Origin of the sequence: Curtobacterium sp. A7_M15 (genome assembly GCF_030705415.1) — a bacterium.
In the GTDB taxonomy this organism is placed as follows: domain Bacteria; phylum Actinomycetota; class Actinomycetes; order Actinomycetales; family Microbacteriaceae; genus Curtobacterium.
In genome coordinates this window covers 1-19,033 of sequence record NZ_JAUZED010000070.1, presented here as the reverse complement: position 1 = coordinate 19,033, position 19,033 = coordinate 1, and the positions used below count along the sequence as shown (strand labels likewise).

Annotated in this window: 22 protein-coding genes, 1 tRNA gene and 1 riboswitch; of the genes, 12 read left to right on the top strand and 11 right to left on the bottom strand. The window is 71.7% G+C overall.

The features are described 5' to 3' along the window. Positions 1–479 precede the first annotated feature (479 nt). The 3 genes from Q7F20_RS12760 to Q7F20_RS12750 form a co-directional block, all read right to left on the bottom strand. On the bottom strand, positions 480–1,361 hold the full coding sequence (locus Q7F20_RS12760; RefSeq protein ID WP_305740454.1) for an anti-sigma factor: 882 nt from the start codon (positions 1,359–1,361) through the stop codon (positions 480–482). Continuing rightward, on the bottom strand, positions 1,358–1,957 hold the full coding sequence (gene sigK, locus Q7F20_RS12755; RefSeq protein WP_305740453.1) for an ECF RNA polymerase sigma factor SigK: 600 nt from the start codon (positions 1,955–1,957) through the stop codon (positions 1,358–1,360). The genes Q7F20_RS12760 and sigK overlap by 4 nt, the downstream gene beginning before the upstream one ends. 494 nt (positions 1,958–2,451) lie before the next feature. Beyond that, positions 2,452–3,081: a DNA-directed RNA polymerase subunit beta gene (locus Q7F20_RS12750; protein WP_305740452.1), complete on the bottom strand. Its 630-nt coding sequence runs from the start codon at positions 3,079–3,081 to the stop codon at positions 2,452–2,454. Between the two features lie 125 nt (positions 3,082–3,206). Between Q7F20_RS12750 and Q7F20_RS12745 the strand changes: the two genes are divergently transcribed. The 5 genes from Q7F20_RS12745 (at position 3,207) to Q7F20_RS12725 (ending at position 6,138) form a co-directional block, all read left to right on the top strand. Then, complete coding sequence (locus Q7F20_RS12745; RefSeq protein WP_146249745.1) at positions 3,207–3,368, top strand: DUF2207 domain-containing protein; 162 nt, start codon at positions 3,207–3,209, stop codon at positions 3,366–3,368. 51 nt (positions 3,369–3,419) lie between these two features. Continuing rightward, positions 3,420–3,492 (top strand) — tRNA-Lys (locus Q7F20_RS12740). Between the two features lie 183 nt (positions 3,493–3,675). Further along, the gene (locus Q7F20_RS12735) at positions 3,676–4,779 is read left to right on the top strand and encodes an acyltransferase (RefSeq protein ID WP_305740451.1); all 1,104 of its coding nucleotides are present in this window, start codon (positions 3,676–3,678) and stop codon (positions 4,777–4,779) included. A gap of 63 nt (positions 4,780–4,842) precedes the next feature. Further along, positions 4,843–5,652, top strand: coding sequence for an SGNH/GDSL hydrolase family protein (locus Q7F20_RS12730; RefSeq protein ID WP_305740450.1), 810 nt, complete (start codon positions 4,843–4,845; stop codon positions 5,650–5,652). 165 nt (positions 5,653–5,817) lie between these two features. Then, positions 5,818–6,138, top strand: coding sequence for a hypothetical protein (locus Q7F20_RS12725; RefSeq protein WP_071302104.1), 321 nt, complete (start codon positions 5,818–5,820; stop codon positions 6,136–6,138). Positions 6,139–6,335: 197 nt separating this feature from the next. Here the strand turns inward: Q7F20_RS12725 and Q7F20_RS12720 are convergent, their stop codons facing one another. Both Q7F20_RS12720 and Q7F20_RS12715 read right to left on the bottom strand, forming a co-directional pair. Beyond that, entirely contained in the window at positions 6,336–7,268 is a 933-nt protein-coding gene (locus Q7F20_RS12720; protein ID WP_305740449.1) for an aldose 1-epimerase family protein, read from the bottom strand. Continuing rightward, entirely contained in the window at positions 7,265–8,116 is an 852-nt protein-coding gene (locus Q7F20_RS12715; protein ID WP_305740448.1) for a DeoR/GlpR family DNA-binding transcription regulator, read from the bottom strand. The genes Q7F20_RS12720 and Q7F20_RS12715 overlap by 4 nt, the downstream gene beginning before the upstream one ends. A gap of 64 nt (positions 8,117–8,180) precedes the next feature. Here Q7F20_RS12715 and galT point away from each other — a divergent pair, with 64 nt between their 5' ends. Next, positions 8,181–9,290 (top strand): galactose-1-phosphate uridylyltransferase, encoded by a 1,110-nt coding sequence (galT, locus tag Q7F20_RS12710; protein WP_305740447.1) that lies wholly within the window; start codon positions 8,181–8,183, stop codon positions 9,288–9,290. After that, positions 9,287–10,423 (top strand): galactokinase, encoded by a 1,137-nt coding sequence (galK, locus tag Q7F20_RS12705; protein WP_305740446.1) that lies wholly within the window; start codon positions 9,287–9,289, stop codon positions 10,421–10,423. Before galT ends, galK begins: the two co-directional genes overlap by 4 nt. Before the next feature lie 110 nt (positions 10,424–10,533). Here the strand turns inward: galK and Q7F20_RS12700 are convergent, their stop codons facing one another. From Q7F20_RS12700 to glyA, 4 genes are all read right to left on the bottom strand, one after another. Further along, positions 10,534–11,049 carry a hypothetical protein gene (locus Q7F20_RS12700; RefSeq protein ID WP_305740445.1) on the bottom strand — a complete coding sequence of 172 codons (516 nt, stop codon included), beginning with the start codon at positions 11,047–11,049 and terminating at the stop codon, positions 10,534–10,536. 18 nt (positions 11,050–11,067) lie between these two features. Next, the gene (locus Q7F20_RS12695) at positions 11,068–11,520 is read right to left on the bottom strand and encodes a hypothetical protein (protein ID WP_305740444.1); all 453 of its coding nucleotides are present in this window, start codon (positions 11,518–11,520) and stop codon (positions 11,068–11,070) included. Positions 11,521–11,779: 259 nt separating this feature from the next. Next, the gene (locus Q7F20_RS12690; RefSeq protein WP_370871680.1) at positions 11,780–12,691 is read right to left on the bottom strand and encodes a tetrahydrofolate dehydrogenase/cyclohydrolase catalytic domain-containing protein; all 912 of its coding nucleotides are present in this window, start codon (positions 12,689–12,691) and stop codon (positions 11,780–11,782) included. 26 nt (positions 12,692–12,717) lie between these two features. Then, on the bottom strand, positions 12,718–14,001 hold the full coding sequence (glyA, locus tag Q7F20_RS12685) for a serine hydroxymethyltransferase (RefSeq protein WP_305740455.1): 1,284 nt from the start codon (positions 13,999–14,001) through the stop codon (positions 12,718–12,720). 59 nt (positions 14,002–14,060) lie between these two features. Then, positions 14,061–14,146, bottom strand: a riboswitch (ZMP/ZTP riboswitch). 37 nt (positions 14,147–14,183) lie between these two features. Here glyA and clpS point away from each other — a divergent pair. From clpS to Q7F20_RS12660, 5 genes are read left to right on the top strand one after another with little or no spacing between them, the layout of a single operon-like run. Continuing rightward, the gene (clpS, locus tag Q7F20_RS12680) at positions 14,184–14,483 is read left to right on the top strand and encodes an ATP-dependent Clp protease adapter ClpS (RefSeq protein WP_261646988.1); all 300 of its coding nucleotides are present in this window, start codon (positions 14,184–14,186) and stop codon (positions 14,481–14,483) included. Continuing rightward, entirely contained in the window at positions 14,480–14,956 is a 477-nt protein-coding gene (locus tag Q7F20_RS12675) for a DUF2017 family protein (RefSeq protein ID WP_305740443.1), read from the top strand. Before clpS ends, Q7F20_RS12675 begins: the two co-directional genes overlap by 4 nt. Then, entirely contained in the window at positions 14,953–15,888 is a 936-nt protein-coding gene (locus Q7F20_RS12670) for a GNAT family N-acetyltransferase (protein ID WP_305740442.1), read from the top strand. Before Q7F20_RS12675 ends, Q7F20_RS12670 begins: the two co-directional genes overlap by 4 nt. 51 nt (positions 15,889–15,939) lie before the next feature. Next, the gene (locus tag Q7F20_RS12665) at positions 15,940–16,374 is read left to right on the top strand and encodes a MarR family winged helix-turn-helix transcriptional regulator (protein ID WP_305740441.1); all 435 of its coding nucleotides are present in this window, start codon (positions 15,940–15,942) and stop codon (positions 16,372–16,374) included. Continuing rightward, a complete protein-coding gene (locus Q7F20_RS12660; RefSeq protein WP_305740440.1) occupies positions 16,371–17,870 on the top strand; it encodes an MFS transporter in 1,500 nt (499 codons plus the stop codon). Before Q7F20_RS12665 ends, Q7F20_RS12660 begins: the two co-directional genes overlap by 4 nt. Positions 17,871–17,879: 9 nt before the next feature. Here the strand turns inward: Q7F20_RS12660 and Q7F20_RS12655 are convergent, their stop codons facing one another. Then, complete coding sequence (locus Q7F20_RS12655; protein ID WP_305740439.1) at positions 17,880–18,578, bottom strand: nucleotidyl transferase AbiEii/AbiGii toxin family protein; 699 nt, start codon at positions 18,576–18,578, stop codon at positions 17,880–17,882. Next, positions 18,535–18,744 carry a hypothetical protein gene (locus Q7F20_RS12650; protein WP_305740438.1) on the bottom strand — a complete coding sequence of 70 codons (210 nt, stop codon included), beginning with the start codon at positions 18,742–18,744 and terminating at the stop codon, positions 18,535–18,537. Before Q7F20_RS12650 ends, Q7F20_RS12655 begins: the two co-directional genes overlap by 44 nt. Between the last annotated feature and the right edge of the window lie 289 nt (positions 18,745–19,033).

Sequence of the window (19,033 nt, the reverse complement as noted above, 5' to 3'; positions counted from 1 at the left end):
CGACGTCGGTCTTGTCGTTCCTGGCGGGCGCGGGGTGTTGCGGGCGCGGTGCAGCGACGAGGCGGTCGTCGTACGACATCGGGGACGTCGTTCGTTGCGGGCGCGGGCTGTTGCGGGCGCGGGGTGTTGCATTCGCAGACTCTCGCGGGCGCGGCATATTGCGGGCGCGGGGTGGCGCGGGCGCGGGGTGACGACACTGCGGTCGTCGTACGACGACGAGGATGTCGTTCGTTGCGGACGCGGGCTGTTGCGCGCGCGGGAGAGCGACGACGTGGTCGTCGTACGACAGCGAGGACGTCGTTCCGAGTCCGCACCCCGCCCACGCCGCCCACGCCGCGCAGGCCAACGCCGCACGCCGCCACGCAGCACACCCGCCCACGCCGCGCACCCCGCCGCCGCCCACGCCCGCCCCGCACGACGAACTCCCCGCCCGCGGACCGTGCCACGCGAGCGGGGAGACGTGCGAACCAGTGCCCGGGTCAGGCCGAGGTGGTCGGGACCGCCATGATCGGCGTCGTCGTCGGCTGGTCCGAGCCACCGGCGGGCTCCACCGTCATGCCGATCGTCGCACCGTGCGACAGCGACCCCTTGAGCACCGCCGAGTGCACCCCGGAGGACACCCCGTCCATCAGGCCCGCGGCGTTGATCTTGCCGCCGCTGCCCTCGGAGCCGATGTACCAGAGCTCGTAGGTCTTTCCCTCCGGAGCCGCGGGGACCCCGTCGAGGATGACCGCGGACTTGCCGACCTCGTTCGACCAGACGACCGTGGCCGTCCCGCCGCCCGCGACCTTGGCGGTGCTGCGCTGGAAGTCCGACGCGGCGTAGATCCGGTCGAGTCCGCCGGACGCCTGCGTGGTGCCCGGGCCGGGCTCGTTCGAGGGCGTGAAGGACGTGCCGACGCCGAGTCCGACGCCGAGGAACACCACCGCGACGGCGGCTGCGGCGGAGAGTGCCGCTGCCGGACGCTGGAACCAGCGACGGCGAGCCTTCTCGGAAGCCGCACCGCCTGCGGACGCGAGGTCCGTGGCGGGGGCGAACCGCGCCTCCTGGCCGGCATCGCCGACCGGCGCGCCAGCGACCGGAGCGGATGTGGCAGCCGGGACGGACTGCGGCGCCGGCGGAGCAGCCTGCGGGGTCGATGCGATCTGGGCCATCAGCGACGCCTTGAGCGACGACGGCGGCTCGATCGGGGTGACGGCGTAGGCGAGCTGCAGCGCGGTCTCGCGCAGTGAGTCCGTCTCGGCCTGCAGCTCCGGGGATGTGGAGAGCGCCGAGTCGAGCAGCGCCCGCTCGTCGTCCGACAGCGCGTCGAGGGCGTGTGATCCGGTCAGCAGAGCCGGGTCGTCGTGTCGTTCGGTCATGATGTCACCCCCATCTCGTCGCGGAGTCTGATCATCCCGTCACGGAGACGGGTCTTGACGGTGCCGATCGGGACACCGAGGTGGTCGGCCATCTCGCTGTGCGAGTAGCCGCCGTAGTACGCGAGTTGCACTGCCTGGCGCTGGAACTCGGTGAGTTTCGCGAGCGCCCGGCTGACGCGTTCGTGTTCGATCCGGATCTCGACCGACTCGGAGACCTGGTCGAAGCCGGCCTCGAAGTCGCGGATGCCGATCTTCGTGTCGCGGTCGTGCGAGGACTGCGACGCCCGGACCCGGTCGACCGCTCGGCGGTGGGCCATCGTCAGGATCCAGCTCGCCGCGGTGCCGCGCTTGCGGTCGTAGCGGGTGGCTTGCTGCCAGACCTCGAGGAAGACCTCTTGCGTGACCTCTTCCGACTGCGCCCGGTCCCGGAGGAGCCTGGTCACGAGCCCCAGCACGCGGCCCGAGAGCGCGTCGTACAGGTCGGAGAAGGCTGCTTGATCGCCGGTCGCCACGCGGGCGAGGAGGTCGTCCGGGGACGCCTGAGCCGGCTCGGTCGAGCTCCAGCTCTCGGTGTCACTGTCCACGATGGCTAGCATTGCAGGTTTCCCTCCTCTCGGGTGCGAGTCGGCTGTGAGTCCTGTCCCGACCACGCGTTCGGGTCTCGTGGTCGGGACAGTGGTGCAGGACAGCACGAGGACCCGCGTGACCCGCAGGGAATTGACCGCCAGGGAGCGGACCGGGTCTCGCGGGACCCTCGCTGTCGTGACCGGCTCGTCGCCTGTCACGGTGATGATTCGGCACCCTCGCCCAACCGGATTGGAGCGGTTCTCAGTGCTCGTGTCCGGGGCGCGCCCGAGGGCGGATCTGTCCACCGAGAGTGAACAGGGTCGTGTGCACAGCGACGGTCTCGTAGACTCGACATCGCCGGGCCGCAGCAAGCCCCGGGCTCCAAAATTCGCCGCTTCGAGCGGCCTCGCGCCGAGAGGCGCTTCTGCGGCCCGGTTCTTCTCTGCCCGCGTTCGGTGCGTGCCTGACGGGCGTCTTCGCGTCAGGCCCTGGAGGCACGGTGCGGGCCCGCCCCGCCGCCCGCTCAGTCCAGGCTGTCGCGGCGCCAGAGCGACGCCGCCTCGGTCAGGTCGGCCGCCAGTTCCGACAGCCGCAGCGCACGAGTGGTCAGCTCGGAGGCCCGCTCGCCCGCCGTGAGGTCCGCGTCGTCCGCCACCGAGGTCGCCCCCGCCGCCGTGAGTCGGCAGAACGCCGCACCGCGGTCGAGCGCCACCGCGAGGTCACCCGTGTAGAGGCCGTGCAGGATGCGGTCGGCGAGGGTCAGGATCTCCGCCGGGCCGGTCGGCTGCTCGGCGCCCGCGACCGCCTGGTCGATCGTGCCGATCCGTTCCGCGCCGCGTTCGAAGAGGTACGCGATCTCCTCCGGGTTCTGCCGGATGACGGTGCGGACGAGGTAGATCCGCCACAGGGCGCCCGGGAGCGTGTGCGCCCCCACCCGCGCCCACAGCTCGGCGATGGCGTCGATGCCGTGCACGTCCGTGTAGGTCACCAGGCGCTCGACCACCGCCGGGTCCGGATCCTGCCGCACGCGGTGCAACAGCGCGTTCGCGGTCTCGTGCGCGACGCGGTTCACCACGGCCGGGTCCTCGCCGCCCTGGATCGCGGCGAACTCCTGGTCGGTGAAGTGGACGGGACGGTGGTGATCGCGAGGCACCGCGTCAGTGTAGGCACTGCCGGTGACGCGCCCGCCCTCCGTTCGCCCAGAACGCAACCGTGCCATCGCGCGTACGGTGTCTGATCGGGAGGCGCTCCTCCCGCACGCGAAGGAAGAGGACTCCCATGAACCCCCTGCTCATCATCCTGGCCGTGATCGCGGTCATCCTGCTGTTCGTCGGTGGCTTCACCGCGAGCCTGAAGTTCCTGCTCTGGGTCGGCATCGTGCTGCTCATCGTCGCGGTGGTGCTGTGGCTCCTCCGGACGCTCACGGGGCGCCGCGGCTGACCCGTCCCCCGGTTCTTCCCAGAGGCCCTCACCCGCTAGCCTTGCGGGTGAGGGCCTCTAGCTCAGTTGGTAGAGCACCGGACTTTTAATCCGAGGGTCGTGGGTTCGAGCCCCACGGGGCCCACAACCTCCCGAACTCCGGCTTTTCATCCGAGGGTCGTGGGTTCGAGCCCCACGGGGCCCACAACCTCCCGAACTCCGGCTTTTCATCCGAGGGTCGTGGGTTCGAGCCCCACGGGGCCCACAACCCACCGCCGAAAACCTGACCGTTCCTTGTCTTGCCCGGGCTTCCCGTAGGATCGTCCGCATGCGCGATCGCCCAACCGGCAGGATCGGCTCACTGGACGGACTCCGCGGCGTCGCTGCCGCCGTCGTGGTCGTCCACCACGCCTTCCTCTCGATCCCGACCCTCTCGGACGGCAACTACCGCCGCGACGTTCCCGACTGGGCGAGCTGGATGGTGTACTCCCCCGCTCACCTCGTGTGGGCAGGCAGCGAGGCCGTCTTCGTCTTCTTCGTGCTGAGCGGCTTCGTCCTCACCCTCCCGGCGCTGCGTCGGTCGCAGGACTGGATCGCCTACTACCCGAGCCGACTCGTGCGCCTCTACCTCCCGGTGGTGGCGTCGATCGCACTCGCGCTCGTCTTCTTCTTCCTCGTGCCCCGGCAGGACCAGCCGCACCAGTCGTTCTGGATCAACCGGCACGCCGAGCCGTTCACGCTGCACGGGCTCGTGAACGACCTCACGCTCCTCGCGCCGACGCTCGTGAACAGCCCGCTCTGGTCGCTCACCTGGGAGGTCCTCTTCTCCCTGCTCCTGCCGCTCTTCGTCTCGATCGCCGCGGTGACCCGACGCTGGTGGTGGGTGACCGCGATCGTCGCCGTCCTCCTGTCCGCACTCGGCGAGTACGAGCACGCGAAGTGGTTGATGTACCTGCCGATGTTCCTGCTCGGCTCGGCACTCGCGGCCGGGTGGGAGCGACTGCCGGACGTCCCGACGCTGCTCGGCTGGGTCCTGCTCGTCGTGAGCCTGCTCGGGATCACCGTGAAGTGGTGGCTGCCGACGACGGCGTGGTGGTCGCCCGTGCTGCCCGCGATCATCCTCGCCTCGGCCGGCACGATCGTCGTCCTCGCCGGCAGGTGGTTGCCCGCCGAACGATTCCTGCTCGGTGCGGTCCCCCGTGAGCTCGGACGGCTCTCGTTCAGCCTCTACCTCGTGCACGAACCCATCACGGTCTCGGTGGCGAACCTCCTGCCCCGCGCCCTGCCCTCGTGGCTGGTCCTCGTCGCGATCCCCATCGGCCTCGGCGTCGCGTACGTCTTCTCGCGACTCGTGGAACTGCCGGCGCACCGCCTGGCGAAGCACATCGCGAAGTCGCTCTCGAGCCGCCCACCGGTCCCGCAGGCTGTCTGACGGTTCAGCCCCTCGCCGGGCCGGTGTCCGGGGGTACGGAGGCTGAGCACCTACAATCCCGGTGTGGCTCGACGAACCGACGGCGGTGTGCCCGGCGGCTCCCGTCGGTCCTCCGCGCAGACCAGACGCCGACGGGCGGTCCCCGCGATCGCGCTCGGCGCCATGTGCCTCGGCATCGCCGGGCTGCTCGTCATGCTGCCCGCAGTGTCCGACGCCTGTCAGCCGGTGCCGACGACGTCGGACTTCTCCGCCGAGCAGGTCGCGGACGCGATCGCTCCGGGCTCCGACGTCCTCATCGTCGGTGACTCCTACACCACGGGTCGTGGGTCATACGACGACGTGCACGGGTGGGCGCAGGACCTCGTGTCCGAACGGCAGTGGGACGCGACCATCAACGGCTACCCGGGCACCGGCTACGTGAACCCAGGCCGAGGGCGGTCCTCACGCACCGTCTACCTGTCCAGGATCGAGCAGCGGTCGGCCCTCACCCCGGACCTCGTCATCGTCCAGGGCAGCCAGAACGACTGGCTCACCGACGCCGCCACCCTCGAGAAGACCGTCGAGCGCACGCTCCGGCAGGCCGAGGCGCAGTGGCCGAACGCGGTCGTCGTGGCGATCGGCCCGTCGGCTCCCCAACCGCGCGCCGAGGCCACCACCGGCATCAACGACGCAGTGGCCGCGGGTGCCCGCGCCGTGGGCGTTCCGTACATCGACGCGATCGACGGGCAGTGGTTCACCGCGATGAACAGCGGCAGCTACGCGGCGACGGACCAGCAGCACCTCAACGACGCCGGGTACCTGTACCTCGCGGGCCGGATCGGCGCGGAGCTCGACGACCTCGCGACGCAGCCCGACGGCGAGCAGTGCCTCTGAACGTCCGAGCGGGGTACAAGTCGCCCTCAGGAGCCTCAGGGTCGTTCCACTGCACAGTTCAGTTCGCGTTCAGCCGACTGTTGGGCTGACGCCGATAGTGTCGTTCCCGGATCCGATCGACGGATCCTGCAGCACCGCACCATCGCAGAACGAACGGGGTACACCGTGATCGAGCCCATCGAAGCCACGCAGACCAGCACCACCGGTGACGCGCGCCGCATCGTCGAGCTCGCAGCAGCGACGAACACGACGATGAGCAACGAGCTCCTGCTCGACACGCTCCGCCGGAACGCCCAAGTCACGACCCGCCACATCCGCAAGGACTTCGTCGAGGTCGCGACCGGCACCGCGGTGCTCGGCTACGTCTGTCGGCAGCGCAAGGACTTCGTCGCCCTCCGCGGGGACGACCCGGCCTGGGCGCACGAGGTCGGCCGCTACGCGAGCGAGTCGCTCGCGGTCGAGGCGCTGCGCATGCGTCGCGCCTGACGCTCCCGCACGAACGACGAAGGCCGCCCCGGATCGGGGCGGCCTTCGTCGCGTCCGGCGCGATCGCGGCCCGCCTCGGACCGCGGGCGGGTGCGCCGAGCCTCGGCCCCGCGGACACTCTTGCGGCGAACGAGCCGCGAACGTGACCGCCCAGGCGAGTCTCGGGTCGCGCAGCCACGCGCCGCGACTCGCCGGCGTCAGGACCAGACGCGACGGATCCCCCAACTGCCGGTCCAGGCCTCGTCGGGCTCGAGCCAGCGCAGTCCCTCGCCGGAGTTGAGCGCGTTCGCCGGCGCCGTCATCGGCTCCACCGCAACGGCCAGCCCGGTGCCGTCGCCGCGGGGGAACTCGCGGGAGGTGAACACCTGCACGTACGGGAACGACGCGTCCTGCCAGAGTTCGACCCCGTCGCCCTCCGGCCCGTGCAGCGTCGTGCGGCGGACCCCATCGGCGTCGGGCGTGACATCGGTGTAGGCGGTGTCGAGGTCGGCGTCCCCGGCGCGGACACCGCTGCGGAGGTCGAACGCGGTCCCGTCGACGGCCACCGTGCCGTTCGGGATCTTCTGGTCGTCCACGGTGAAGGCCGTGGCGGCGTCGAGCCGGACGACGAGGTCCTCGGCGGGGGTGTCGCCGGCGCGGAGGTAGGGGTGTGCACCGATCGCGAACGGCGCCCGGACGCCCGAGCGGTTCACGACCTCGTGCGTCACCCGGATGCCGTCGTCGACGAGCTCGTGGTGCACGCGCGTCTCGAGGGTGAAGGGCCACCCGTGCTGCGGGTGGATCGTCGCCTCCTGCACGATGCCGGACTCGGTCTGCGAGACCACGCGGTACGGCGCGAAGCGGAGCAGCCCGTGCGAGGCGTTGCCGTACTTCGGCTCGGAGACGTCGAGCTGCTGGCGCCTGCCGTCGAGCTCCCACACACCGCCCGCGACCCGGTTCGGCCAGGGCGCGAGCACGATCCCGTTCGCCCCCGGCGGCTGCGCGGTGACCGGGAACGGCTCGGTCAGGTCGAACCCCGCGACGCGGAGTTCCCGGATGCCGGCGGCCACCTCGGTGACGATCGCCTCGACGACCCCGTCGGGTCCGGCGTGGCGGAGGTGGTACTGCCCTCCGGTGGGAGCTGCGGTCATGCGGTCTCGTCCTTTCCTGGTGTCTGCTCGTCGCTGCCGTCCGCCACGACCACCTCGACGCCGGCCACCCGGATCGGGGCGACCTGCTCCGCCGTGGTCCCGGCGGTGACGACGACGTCGATGTCCTCGAGCGCGCGGACGACCCCGATGTGGGCCCGGCCGAACTTCGACCCGTCCGCGACCACGACCGTACGCCGAGCCGCTGCCGCCAGCATCCGCTTGGCCTCGGTCTCCGGCAGGTTCACGTTCGTGAGCCCGTGCACGACGTCGACCCCGGTCCCACCGAGGAACACGACGTCGGCGGCGATCATCGACAGCACCGTCCCGTTGAACGGCGCCACGAGGGAGTGCTGCAGCGGACGGAGGGTGCCGCCGGTGACGATGACGGTGAAGCGGGGGACGGCGGCCTCGAGGACGAGCGCGGTCGTCAGCGAGTTCGTGACCACCGTCACGTCGACGAGGTCCTCGCGGGCGACCAACGCCGTCGCGACGGCGGCGGGCGTGGTGCCGACGTCGATCACGACGGACTGCCCGGAGCGCACGAGCGCCGCCGCGGCGCGGCCGATGGCGGCCTTGGCCACCTGGTGCTCGACGGCGGTCTCCTCGAAGGGGCGCTCGGTGGAACCGGCCCCGAGGCGGACGGCACCGCCGCGGACCCGCCTGACCCGCGCCTCCTGGTCGAGCAGGGCGAGGTCCTGCCGGACGGTCACCTCGCTGGTGCCGAGCGCCGCTGCCAGCGCGGCCGTGCGGACGAGACCGGGCGCGCCCTCGACGATCGACACGATGCGGTCCTGCCGCAACGGCGCGGGGAGCGCGCCGGCCAGGAAGGAGAGGTCGCCGTCCGTCATCGCACCAGTTTCGCGTGCTTCCGAACACTTTCGCAATCCTTCGCGGAGCGGGTAGGGTTGTGCGGTGATCACCAAGCGCGTGACGAAGCTCGCGGACGGACGCGACCTCTTCTACTTCGACGACGCCGACTCGACGCTGCCCGCGGAGCGCAGCATCGACCAGCGCGTCCTCGACCCGCGGCCGGAGACGGCACGCATGCGGCAGGACGTCCTCACGGGCGAGTGGGTGTCGATCGCCGCGAGCCGGCAGAACCGCGTGTTCCTGCCGCCGGCCGACCAGGACCCGCTGGCGCCGCAGACGGCGGAGAACCCCTCCGAGATCCCGAGCCGGTACGACGTCGCGGTGTTCGAGAACCGTTCGCCGTCGTTCGGCCCGATGCTCGCGGGACCCGACGGGGCGGACGACGCCCCGACGTCGCTCGAGTCCCTGTCCGAGGTCGGCCTGAACCGGCAGTTCCGCAGCGTCGGCCGGTGCGAGGTCGTCTGCTTCTCGCCCGCGACCGAGGGGTCGTTCGCGTCCATCACCGAGTCGCGAGCCCGCACCGTGGTCGAGGCGTGGGCGGACCGCACCGCTGCGCTGTCGCAGATGCCGGGCATCCAGCAGGTGTTCCCGTTCGAGAACCGCGGCGAGGCGATCGGCGTCACGCTGCACCACCCGCACGGGCAGATCTACGCCTACCCCTACGTCACGCCGCGTACCCAGCGGCTCCTCGCCTCGATCGAGCGCTTCGGGCCCGACCTGTTCGAGCAGCACCTCGCGAACGAGCGCGCGTCCGACCGGGTCGTCCTCGCCGGGGAGCACTTCACCGCCTTCGTGCCGTTCGCCGCGCGGTGGCCGATCGAGATCCACATGCTGCCGCACCGGCACGTCCCCGACTTCGCGGGCCTCACCGACGCCGAGAAGGACGAGCTGGCGCACATGCACCTGCGGCTCACGCGCGGGATCGACAGGCTGTACGACGACCCGACGCCGTACATCGCCGCGTGGCACCAGGCCCCGGTGCACACCGGTCGCGACACCGTGCGGCTCATGCTCCAGATCACGTCCCCGCGACGCGCGGCGGACAAGCTCAAGTTCCTGGCCGGCAGTGAAGCCGCCATGGGCGCGTGGATCGGGGACCTCGTCCCCGAGAAGGCGGCCGAGTTCATCCGAGGAGGGATCGAACGCGCATGACGTTCCAGCAGGTCTACGGGTACGAGCCCACGGTGCGGTACTCCGCTCCCGGCCGGGTCAACCTCATCGGCGAGCACACCGACTACAACGACGGCTACGTGCTGCCCTTCGCGATCGACCGGCGGACAGTCGCATCGATCGGGCAGCGGGACGACCGCGTCCTGCGGGTCGCATCGGCGTTCGACCCGTCCGCGGTCGTGGAGCTCACACTCGACGAGCTCGACCCGTCCCGGATGCAGGGGTGGTCGGCGTACGTCCTCGGCATCGCCTGGGCGCTCCGCGAACAGGCCGGCGCGGACCTGTCGGACAAGCGCGGCTTCGACGTCTTCATCGAGTCGGACGTCCCGGTCGGCGCCGGTCTGTCGTCGAGCGCCGCGATCGAGTGCGGCGTCGCGCTCGCGTTCAACGACCTCTGGGAGCTCGGCCTGAGCCGCAAGCAGCTCGCACGCGTCGGCCAGTACTCCGAGAACCACGCCGTCGGCGCCCCCACCGGGATCATGGACCAGTCCGCGTCGCTGCTCGGCGAACAGGACGCCGTCGTCTTCCTCGACTGCCGCACGCTCGACACCGCCGTGGTCGACCTGGCGCTCGAGGCGAACGGGCTCGAGGTCCTCGTGGTCGACACGCGCGTCGAGCACGCACACGCGACGGGTGGGTACAAGGCTCGCCGAGAGTCGTGCGAGCGCGGCGCGGCGGTGATGGGCGTCGAAGCGCTCCGCGACCTGTCGGTCGACGACCTGCCGCGGGCGCAGGAACTCCTCGACGACGAGACCTTCCGCCGTGTCCGGCACGTCGTCACCGAGGACCAGCGCGTCCTCGACACCGTCCGCACCCTGCGTGAGCGGGGTCCTCGGGCGATCGGGTCCCTGCTGGTCGCGTCGCACGAATCGATGCGGGACGACTTCGAGATCTCCGTTCCGGAGCTCGACCTCGCGGTCGCGACCGCGATGGAGCACGGCGCGGTGGGCGCACGCATGACCGGTGGCGGTTTCGGCGGTGCGGCGATCGCGTTGGTCGACCAGGAGGCACGGCAGACGATCGCAGACGCGGTCACCGCCGCCTTCGCCTCGGCCGGGTACCGCGAGCCGACGGTGTTCACGGTGCACGCCGCGCAGGGCGCCCGCCGCGACTGACGCGCGCGGCGCCGAGACTCGGCTGGGCGGACAGTTTCGCGGCGCGATGGTCACGGGAGTGTCGGCGGGCCCGGGCCTCGGCGCGACGAAGCCGGTCGGCGCCGCACCGATCAGCGGGTCGCGTGGCCCGTGGTGACCGTCACGCCGCCCCACGGGAAGCCGTGCGGGTGCAGGACCTCGTGGTCGATCTGGTCCATGACGACGTGCCCCTGCCACACGGTGTAGACGAGCACGCCGGCCACCACGACGACCGGGACGGCCAGGTACGCGGCGTACCGGACGACGTCACCGAGCGAGCGCTTCCCGAAGCGTTCGAGCGTCGGCGGCAGGAAGACCCCGACGACGACCACGAGCAGCAGGACGGCGATCGCGGCCGGCGCCGCGTGCGCCTCGACCTGCACGGTCGGCGGGGCACTCGACGCTGGGTTGCCCGCGCCGTCGATCCAGTGGCCGTCGCCGTCCGTCCCGCCGTACTCCGACGAGGCCGACCACGTCGTGAGCGTCGGGGAGGACAGGAGCGCGACGACACCGATCAGCACGAGACCCCACGCGCGCGGCCGCAGCTTCCGTCCCTCGTACGCCATCACCGGCGCGGTCAGGACGCCGTCCGCTCGGTGTGGGGCCAAGGGTTCCGGGGTCGAGGTTCACGGCGCACCCTCCAACAGGTGGACCGACGACGAGACGTCGCCGATCGTGAACGGGTGGAGGTCACCGTGCGCGACGGCCCAGAACACCCACTGCCACTGCACGATGAAGAGCACCCACACCAGGACGGTCACCCCGACGACCCCGGCCAGGCCGAGGGCGAGCACGCGGTCCTGGTCCCACCGCGCGGCACCACGCCGAGCGACACCGACGACGAACCCGGCGACCGCGAACCCGATGGTGAGCAGCACCCACCCGATCCACGGCCTCGCCTCGAACTGGACGAAGCCGAGCTGGTGGGTGTCGGTGCTCCCGGGCAGCTGTGGATCGGCGGACCAGGACTGTCCCGGGACCTGCAGGAACAGGCACAGCAGCGTGATCCAGACGAGCTTGCGGGCGTCCTTGGTGAAGAGCGACTCCCGCGCCCGGGGCTCCGCAACGGCCGTGGTCATGCACGAACGGTAGCGCAGTGCCGGGCGCGGCAGAAGCGCCCGTCCGAGGGGCGGCCCGGGACCCGGCCACCCACGCGGCCGGGCGGGTGGGGCGGGGGCGAGCCGCGCCTCCAGGACGCACTCGGTGAGCAGGAATGGTCGGGTCCGATGACGGAACCCGACCATTTCTGCTCACTGAGCGCACGGCGCGACGCACGCACAGCGCGACGCGCGCACAGCGCGACGCGCGCACCCGCGGCGCGCGCACCCGCGGCGCGCGTCAGCGCAGGTGGCGCTCGGCCGCCTCGACGACGTTCTTCATGAGCATCGCCCGTGTCATCGGGCCCACGCCGCCCGGCGTCGGCGACAGGAAGCCCGCCACCGAAGCCACCGCGGGGTCGACGTCGCCGCGGAGACGCGCCTTGCCCGTGTCCGGGGAGACCACGCGACTGATGCCGACGTCGATGACCGCGGCACCCGGCTTCACCCAGTCGGGCTGCACGAGCCCGGCGACCCCGGCCGCTGCGACGATGATGTCCGCACGGCGGCACTCGGCGGCGACGTCCTCCGTCAGGGAGTGGGTGAGGGTCGCCGTGGCCTCGAGCCGGGTGAGGAGCAGACCGAGCGGACGCCCGACCGTGAGTCCCTGCCCGATGATCGTGACGTGCTGCCCGCGGATCGGGACGTCGTACGCCTCGAGCATCGCGACGATGCCCCGTGGGGTGCACGGCAGGGGCGCGTCGATCGTGCCGGCACCTCCCGGGACGGCGAGGACGAGCTCGCCGAGGTTGGTCGGGTGCAGGCCGTCGGCGTCCTTCGACGGATTCATGAGCTCGAGCATCGGGATCGGGTCGATGCCGTCCGGCAGCGGGAGCTGCACGATGAACGCGGTGACCCGGGGGTCGTCGTTCATCTGCAGGATCGCCGCACGGATGTCCGCTGCCGATGCCGACGACGGCAGGTCGATGCGGACCGAGTCGAGCCCGATCTGCGCCGAGTCACGGTGCTTGCCGGCGACGTACGACACGGACCCCGGGTTCTCCCCGACCATGATCGTGCCGAGGCCGGGACGGAACCCATGGTCGTGCAGCCGGTCGATGCGGACCTTCAGGTCGTCGAGCGTGCGGGCGGCGAGGGCGGTGCCGTCGATGCGGACGGCAGAGCCCTCACCCGCCCAGCGCTCGCGCGGCAGCGGCGCGAGCGACGGAGCCACACCGCTCACGCGTAGAGCGGGAACGCGTCGGTCAGGGCCTTCACCCGGGCCGAGAGCGCGTCGATGTCGGGGTTCGGCATGAGGGTCAGCGCGATGATGTCGGCGACCTCGGTGAACTCCGCGTCGCCGAAGCCGCGCGTCGCGAGTGCCGGGGTACCGATGCGGACACCCGAGGTGACCATCGGCGGGCGCGGGTCGAACGGCACGGAGTTGCGGTTCACGGTGATGCCGACCTCGTGCAGGCGGTCCTCGGCCTGCTTGCCGTCGACCTCGGACTCTCGCAGGTCCACGAGCACGAGGTGCACGTCGGTGCCACCCGTGAGCACGTCGATCCCGGCCGCGCGGGCGTCGGGCTGGGTCAGGCGCTCCGCGAGGATGCGGGCACCCCGGAGCGTGCGCTCCTGGCGGTCCTTGAACTCGGGCGTCGCGGCGAGGAGGAACGCGGTGGCCTTGGCGGCGATGACGTGCATGAGCGGACCGCCCTGCTGCCCCGGGAACACGGCGGAGTTGAGCTTCTTGAAGAGCGACTCGTCGTTGGACAGGATGATGCCGGAGCGCGGACCGGCGAGGGTCTTGTGCACCGTCGACGACACGACGTGGGCGTGCGGCAGGGGCGACGGGTGCAGGCCCGCGGCGACGAGCCCGGCGAAGTGCGCCATGTCGACCCAGAGCGTGGCACCGACCTCGTCGGCGATCTCGCGGAACTTCGCGAAGTCGAGCTGGCGGGGGTACGCCGACCAGCCGGCAATGAGGACCTTCGGCTGGTGCTCGATGGCCTTGGCGCGGATGTCGTCGTAGTCGACCTCGAACGTCTCCGGGTCGACGCCGTACGACACGGCGTTGTAGATGCGGCCCGAGAAGTTCAGCTTCATGCCGTGGGTCAGGTGCCCGCCGTGGGCGAGCTCGAGGCCGAGGATGGTGTCGCCGGCGGAGGCGATGGCGTGCAGGACCGCGGCGTTCGCGCTGGCGCCGGAGTGCGGCTGCACGTTCGCGTAGGCGGCACCGAAGAGGGCCTTCGCACGGTCGATGGCGAGCTGCTCGGCGACGTCGACGAACTCGCAGCCGCCGTAGTAGCGCTTGCCCGGGTAGCCCTCGGCGTACTTGTTCGTGAGCACGGAGCCCTGGGACTCGAGCACGGCGCGCGGCACGAAGTTCTCGGACGCGATCATCTCGAGGGTGTCGCGCTGACGGCCGAGCTCCTGCTCGAGGACGCGTGCGATCTCGGGGTCGACCTCGCTGAGGGGGGCGTTGAACGTGGTGTTGGTGGCTGCCGGGGGCAGATCGGTGATGGACACGGGACTCCTCGTTGTCGGTTCCGTCGCGCAAGAGCACGACGAGGTGGACGGGTGGGTGCGGCCCAGGCGTACGGCCGCGCACCGTGTCAGGTGTCGCTCCCCGATGGTGACCCATCCAACGCCAGTCGCGACCCCACGATCGTACCGAGCGAGCCGGTTCGTGTCACCCTGGATGCATGACCCTGCTGACGCCCGACGTGGACGAGCGCACCGACGCCCGCACGAGCGTGCGACCGGACACGCCGTGGGTCGCCGTCGTGTGGGACGACCCGGTGAACCTCATGTCCTACGTGACCTACGTCTTCCAGCAGCACTTCGGGTTCCCGCGGGCGAAGGCCGAGCGGCTGATGCGCCAGGTGAACGACGAGGGGCGCGCCATCGTCGCGACCGGCCCGCGGGAGGCGATGGAGGCCCACGTCGAGGCCATGCACGGCTACGGACTGCAGGCATCGGTCGACCGGGCGCCGGCTCCGTGATCCCGTTCGTCCGCCGCGCCGACGGCGTGCACCTCGCCATGTCCTCCGGCGAGCGGGGCGTGCTCACGTCCCTCACCGAGCAGCTGCAGCAGGTGCTCGCCGGGGACCTGGCGTCGGATCCGGTCTCAGCGCGGATGTTCCCGGACGCCTACCGCGACGACGCCGAGGCCAGCGCCGAGTTCCGGCGCTGGACCGGGTCGGACCTGGTGGCGAGGAAGACGTCGAACGTGTCGACGGTGCTCGCGTGGCTCACCGGGGCACGGGACGGCGCCTTCGACGCCTCGGACGAGCAGGCCTGGCTGCGCTGCCTGACGGACCTGCGGCTGACGATCGCGGACCGGCTGGGGATCGTGGACTCCGCGACCGAGGAGCAGTCGTACACCGCCGACGCCGGCGTCGGCCTGCGGGACGTCTACGACTGGCTCGGGTACGTGCAGGAGCACCTGGTCGAGACGCTGACGGCTCCGCGGTGAGCGTCACCTTCCGGTCCGCCGACGGTGACGACCTGGAGGCGCTGCTCGCCTTCTCGACGGACGAGCCGGTCTCGTGGATCGGTGCGGACCGGTACCGGGCCGAGTCCGCCACGCGGAACTACCGTCCGGAGTGGTCGTGGCTCGCTCTGCGTGACGGTCGTCCCGTCGGTCGGGCGCTCTGGTGGGGGAGCGCCGGCGCCGAGGCGCCGTCGACGCTCGACGACCTGCTGGTCGCACCGGGGCCGTCCGACGACGAGCGGACGGCGATCGCCGCCGGACTCATCGCTGCCGGGGCAGCCGCGTTCGGTTCGCTGCCGGAGTGGATCGTCGACGTCGCGGTGGACTGGCACGCGGACGAGGCCGCCGTCGCTGCCGTGGGGTGGCGGGCGGGAGCGGCCCGTGCCGCCGGACTCGGACGGATGACCGAGCGGGTCAGTGTCGCGCTCGAGGCACCGAGCGGTCACGCCCAGCCGGTGTCGACACCGGCCCTGCGGTTCCGTGGCGGCGACGACGAGGAGTTCGAGGACCTCTTCGCGGGCGTGGCGGTGGGCAGCCTCGATGCCCACACGCTGGCCGCGGTCGCGGAGCTGGGCTCGCGGGGTGCGGCCGCCGACGACCTCGCGTTCTACCGGTCGCTGCCCGGATCACGAGACGGGTGGCGGGTCGCCCTCGACGCGGACGGCCTCGTCGTCGGGTTCGTCATCGCGACCCGGACGGCGTACGACGCGGCGATCAGTTCCATCGGCGTCCTCCCGCAGCACCGCGGGCGCGGGGTGGTCGACGGACTGCTGGCCGAGGGGGTCCGGGTGCACGCCGAGGCAGGCGCGCCGCGGGTGGTCGGGACGACGGACGCGACGAACACACCGATGCGTCGGGCCTTCGAGCGCGCGGGGTTCGTGGTCACGAAACGACGGATCGTCTTCGAGCACTGATTTCGGAAGGCTGCCTTGCAAGTTGCCCTGTCGAAGTAGTACCGTGTCGGTATGGAATCCCCGGGAACCGCTGGCTCGGACGAGCTCGCCGGCGAGCTGCTGACGCTCTACGGCAAGATCCGGCGCACCACCCTCGTCGGCAAGGTCGACGACGTCACGGCCTCGCAGTCCGCCGCACTCGGGCGACTCGTCCGCGACGGCGCGACCACGACCGCCGAGCTCGCCCGTGCCGAAGGCGTCCGTCCGCAGTCGATGGGCGCCACCGTCCAAGCGCTCGAGGACCTCGGCCTCGTCACCCGCACCCAGGACCCGACCGACGGACGCCGGACGATCGTCGCCGCGACGGACGCCGGACGCACCGCTCGCGACGAGTCCCACCGCGCCCGGACCCGCCTGCTCGCCGAGCGCCTCGCGACGCTCGACCCCGACGACCGTGCCACGGTCGCCCGCTCCCTCCGCATCCTCGAACCCCTCGTCGAACCGTGACCACCCGGAGGGGCGAGCTGCGTCGACCGACGCGAGCCGCGCCTCCTGGCCGTCACGACGCGACCCGCTCGCAAAGGCAGCCGAACACGTCCACCGCAACCGCCTCCACACCCGTCTCCGCCGCCGATCCGAAGGGCAGCGGTTTCGGCCCGAAGCTCCTCGTGCCGGTCCTCGTCGGACCGCTGCTCAACCCCATCAACACCACGATGGTGTCGGTCGCCCTCGCGCCGATCTCCCGTGACCTCGGGATCGGCGCGGCCCAGGCGATCTGGCTCGTCGCGGCGCTCTACCTCGCGAGCGCCGTCGCGCAGCCGACGATGGGCAAGCTCGCCGACCGGTTCGGGCCGAAGAAGGTGTTCCTGACCGGACTCGTCATCGTCGGGATCGCCGGGCTCGTCCCCGAGTTCCTGACCGGTTTCGGCGGCGCGGTCTTCGCACGGGTGCTGATCGGCATCGGGACCTCGTCGGCGTACCCGGCGGCGCTGACCACCCTGCGGCAGCACTCCGCCCGCATCGGGAAGCCCACCCCGCCGCTCGTGCTCGGCGCGCTGTCGATCACCTCGCTCGTGTCCGCCGCCGCGGGCCCACCCCTCGGCGGAGCACTCATCGCGGCGTTCGGGTGGCACGCGATCTTCCTCGTGAACGTCCCGCTCGCGGCGTTCGGGATCGTCGTCGCCTCGCTGTGGCTGCCGTCCGACAAGCTCCGCCCGCGATCCGACGAGGACCTGCCCGTCCTCACCGCACTCGACCCGTTCGGGATGCTGCTCATGACCGGGTTCGTGTCGGCGCTGCTCGTGTTCCTGCTCGACCTGTCCGCCGGACTCTGGTGGTTGCTCGGCACCGCGGTCGTACTGCTCGTCGCGCTCGTGCTGTGGGAGCTCCGCGCCGTGCGACCGTTCGTCGACGTGCGGATGCTCGCCCGGAACGGCGCCCTCTCGCGGACGTACATGCGGCTGTTCCTCGTGTACATGCTCGCCTACACGATGACGTACGGCTTCTCGCAGTGGGTGCAGGACGTCGCGGGCTACTCGAGCGACGTCGCCGGCTACGTGCAGCTGCCCGCGGCGGTCGTCGCCGGGGTCGCCTCGTTCCTCGTCGCCCGGAAGACCGCCGTGCGGGGGCCGCTCGTCGTCGCGGCGGTCGTGCCGATCGTCGGCGGACTGCTCCTCCTGCTGCTGCACACCGGGTCGCCGGTGTTCCTGCTCGTCCTCGCGCCGGCGCTATTCGGCGTCCCGCAGGCCCTGGCGTCCGTGTCGAACCAGGCGGCGCTCTACCGGGTCGTGCCGGCGGAGTACATCGGCACCGCAGCCGGGCTGTCCCGGACGAGCGTGTACATCGGGGCGATCGGGGCGTCGTCGCTGATCGGCGGGGTGTTCGGCCAGGCCCCGACGACGCCGGACCTGCACGTGCTGGCGTGGGTGATCGTCGGGGTCGCGGTGCTGCTGAGCGTGCTGACGATCGCCGACCGGGCGCTGTCGCGGCCGCTCCCCCGCTGACGCTTCCGGTCAGTCCCGCTCGCCGAGCGACTGCTCGATCTCGTCCGCCCACGACGACAGTCGTTCCTGCACGGCCGCGAGTTCGTCCGCGGTGAAGTCGTACTCGGCGACCCGCCGGGGACCGATCCGCCGGACACTCCGGAGCATCTCGACGAACACGCCACGATCGAACCCGGCGTCGCGTTCGGCGGCCGCGTCGAGCAGATCGCCGTCCGTGAACCGGCGGGATCGACGGATGGCATCGACGTCGAGGAAGTCCCTCGCCTCGGCACGGCCGAAGAGCGCGATCACCTTGTTCGCGACGGCATCGATCTCGGCGAGCACGGCACCGACCGCGAGCACGACCGGTTCCCGACCGCGTGGATCGACGCCGAGGTCCACGTCGACCAGCCGGCCGGCCGCAGTGACCTCGAGCCGTGCGAACAGCTCGAACCGACGAGTGAGACTGACGGAGTACCCGTCGCCGACGAGCTGAGCCGTCAGCTCCTCGACAGCGTCGGCGAACGACACGGGATCGGCGAACGGCGTGAAGAGGTCGATGTCGGCCGTGCGTCGGGTCGTGAACCCGTGTGCCCGGATCGCCCCCGACCCGGCGAGGGCGAAGCCCGAGGCATCGTCGCGGACAGGGCGACCGTGGCGACCCGGAGCTGGAAGGCTTCCTCGCTCATCGACGGAGGTGCGCGGGGAACCGGTGCTCCCACGCCGCACGGACGGGGACCGGCAGGACGAGCTCGGGCCAGACCTCGGCCAGGAGCGCCCCGTTGAGCACCGTGCACACGTCGCCGATCGCACCTTCACGCAGGGTCGCTTCGTACGTCTTCGCGACGTCGTCCGGGTACCCGAGGTCGACCACCGGCTCCGGGCCCCAGTACACCGAGGGGGGGGCAGACGCAGGCGTCCCGCCCTCGGGCCCTGGAGGTCGTCGAGGTGGTCGGGGAGGGGAACGGCACGGGTCCTCACCGTCGAGACCGTCGCGACCTCCGAGCGCGCCGAGAACGTCATGTCCGGAGGGTACCCAGCCGACGACTGGACAGCAAAGGGCTGTGGATACGACATGTCCGCCGACTGCGCGCTCACACCCGATCCGCTGCAACGCACGCGCACCGCGACCGCAGCGCGCACCCGCGCGCCGCGCCCGCGCGACCGACGGCGAGCCGCCGCTC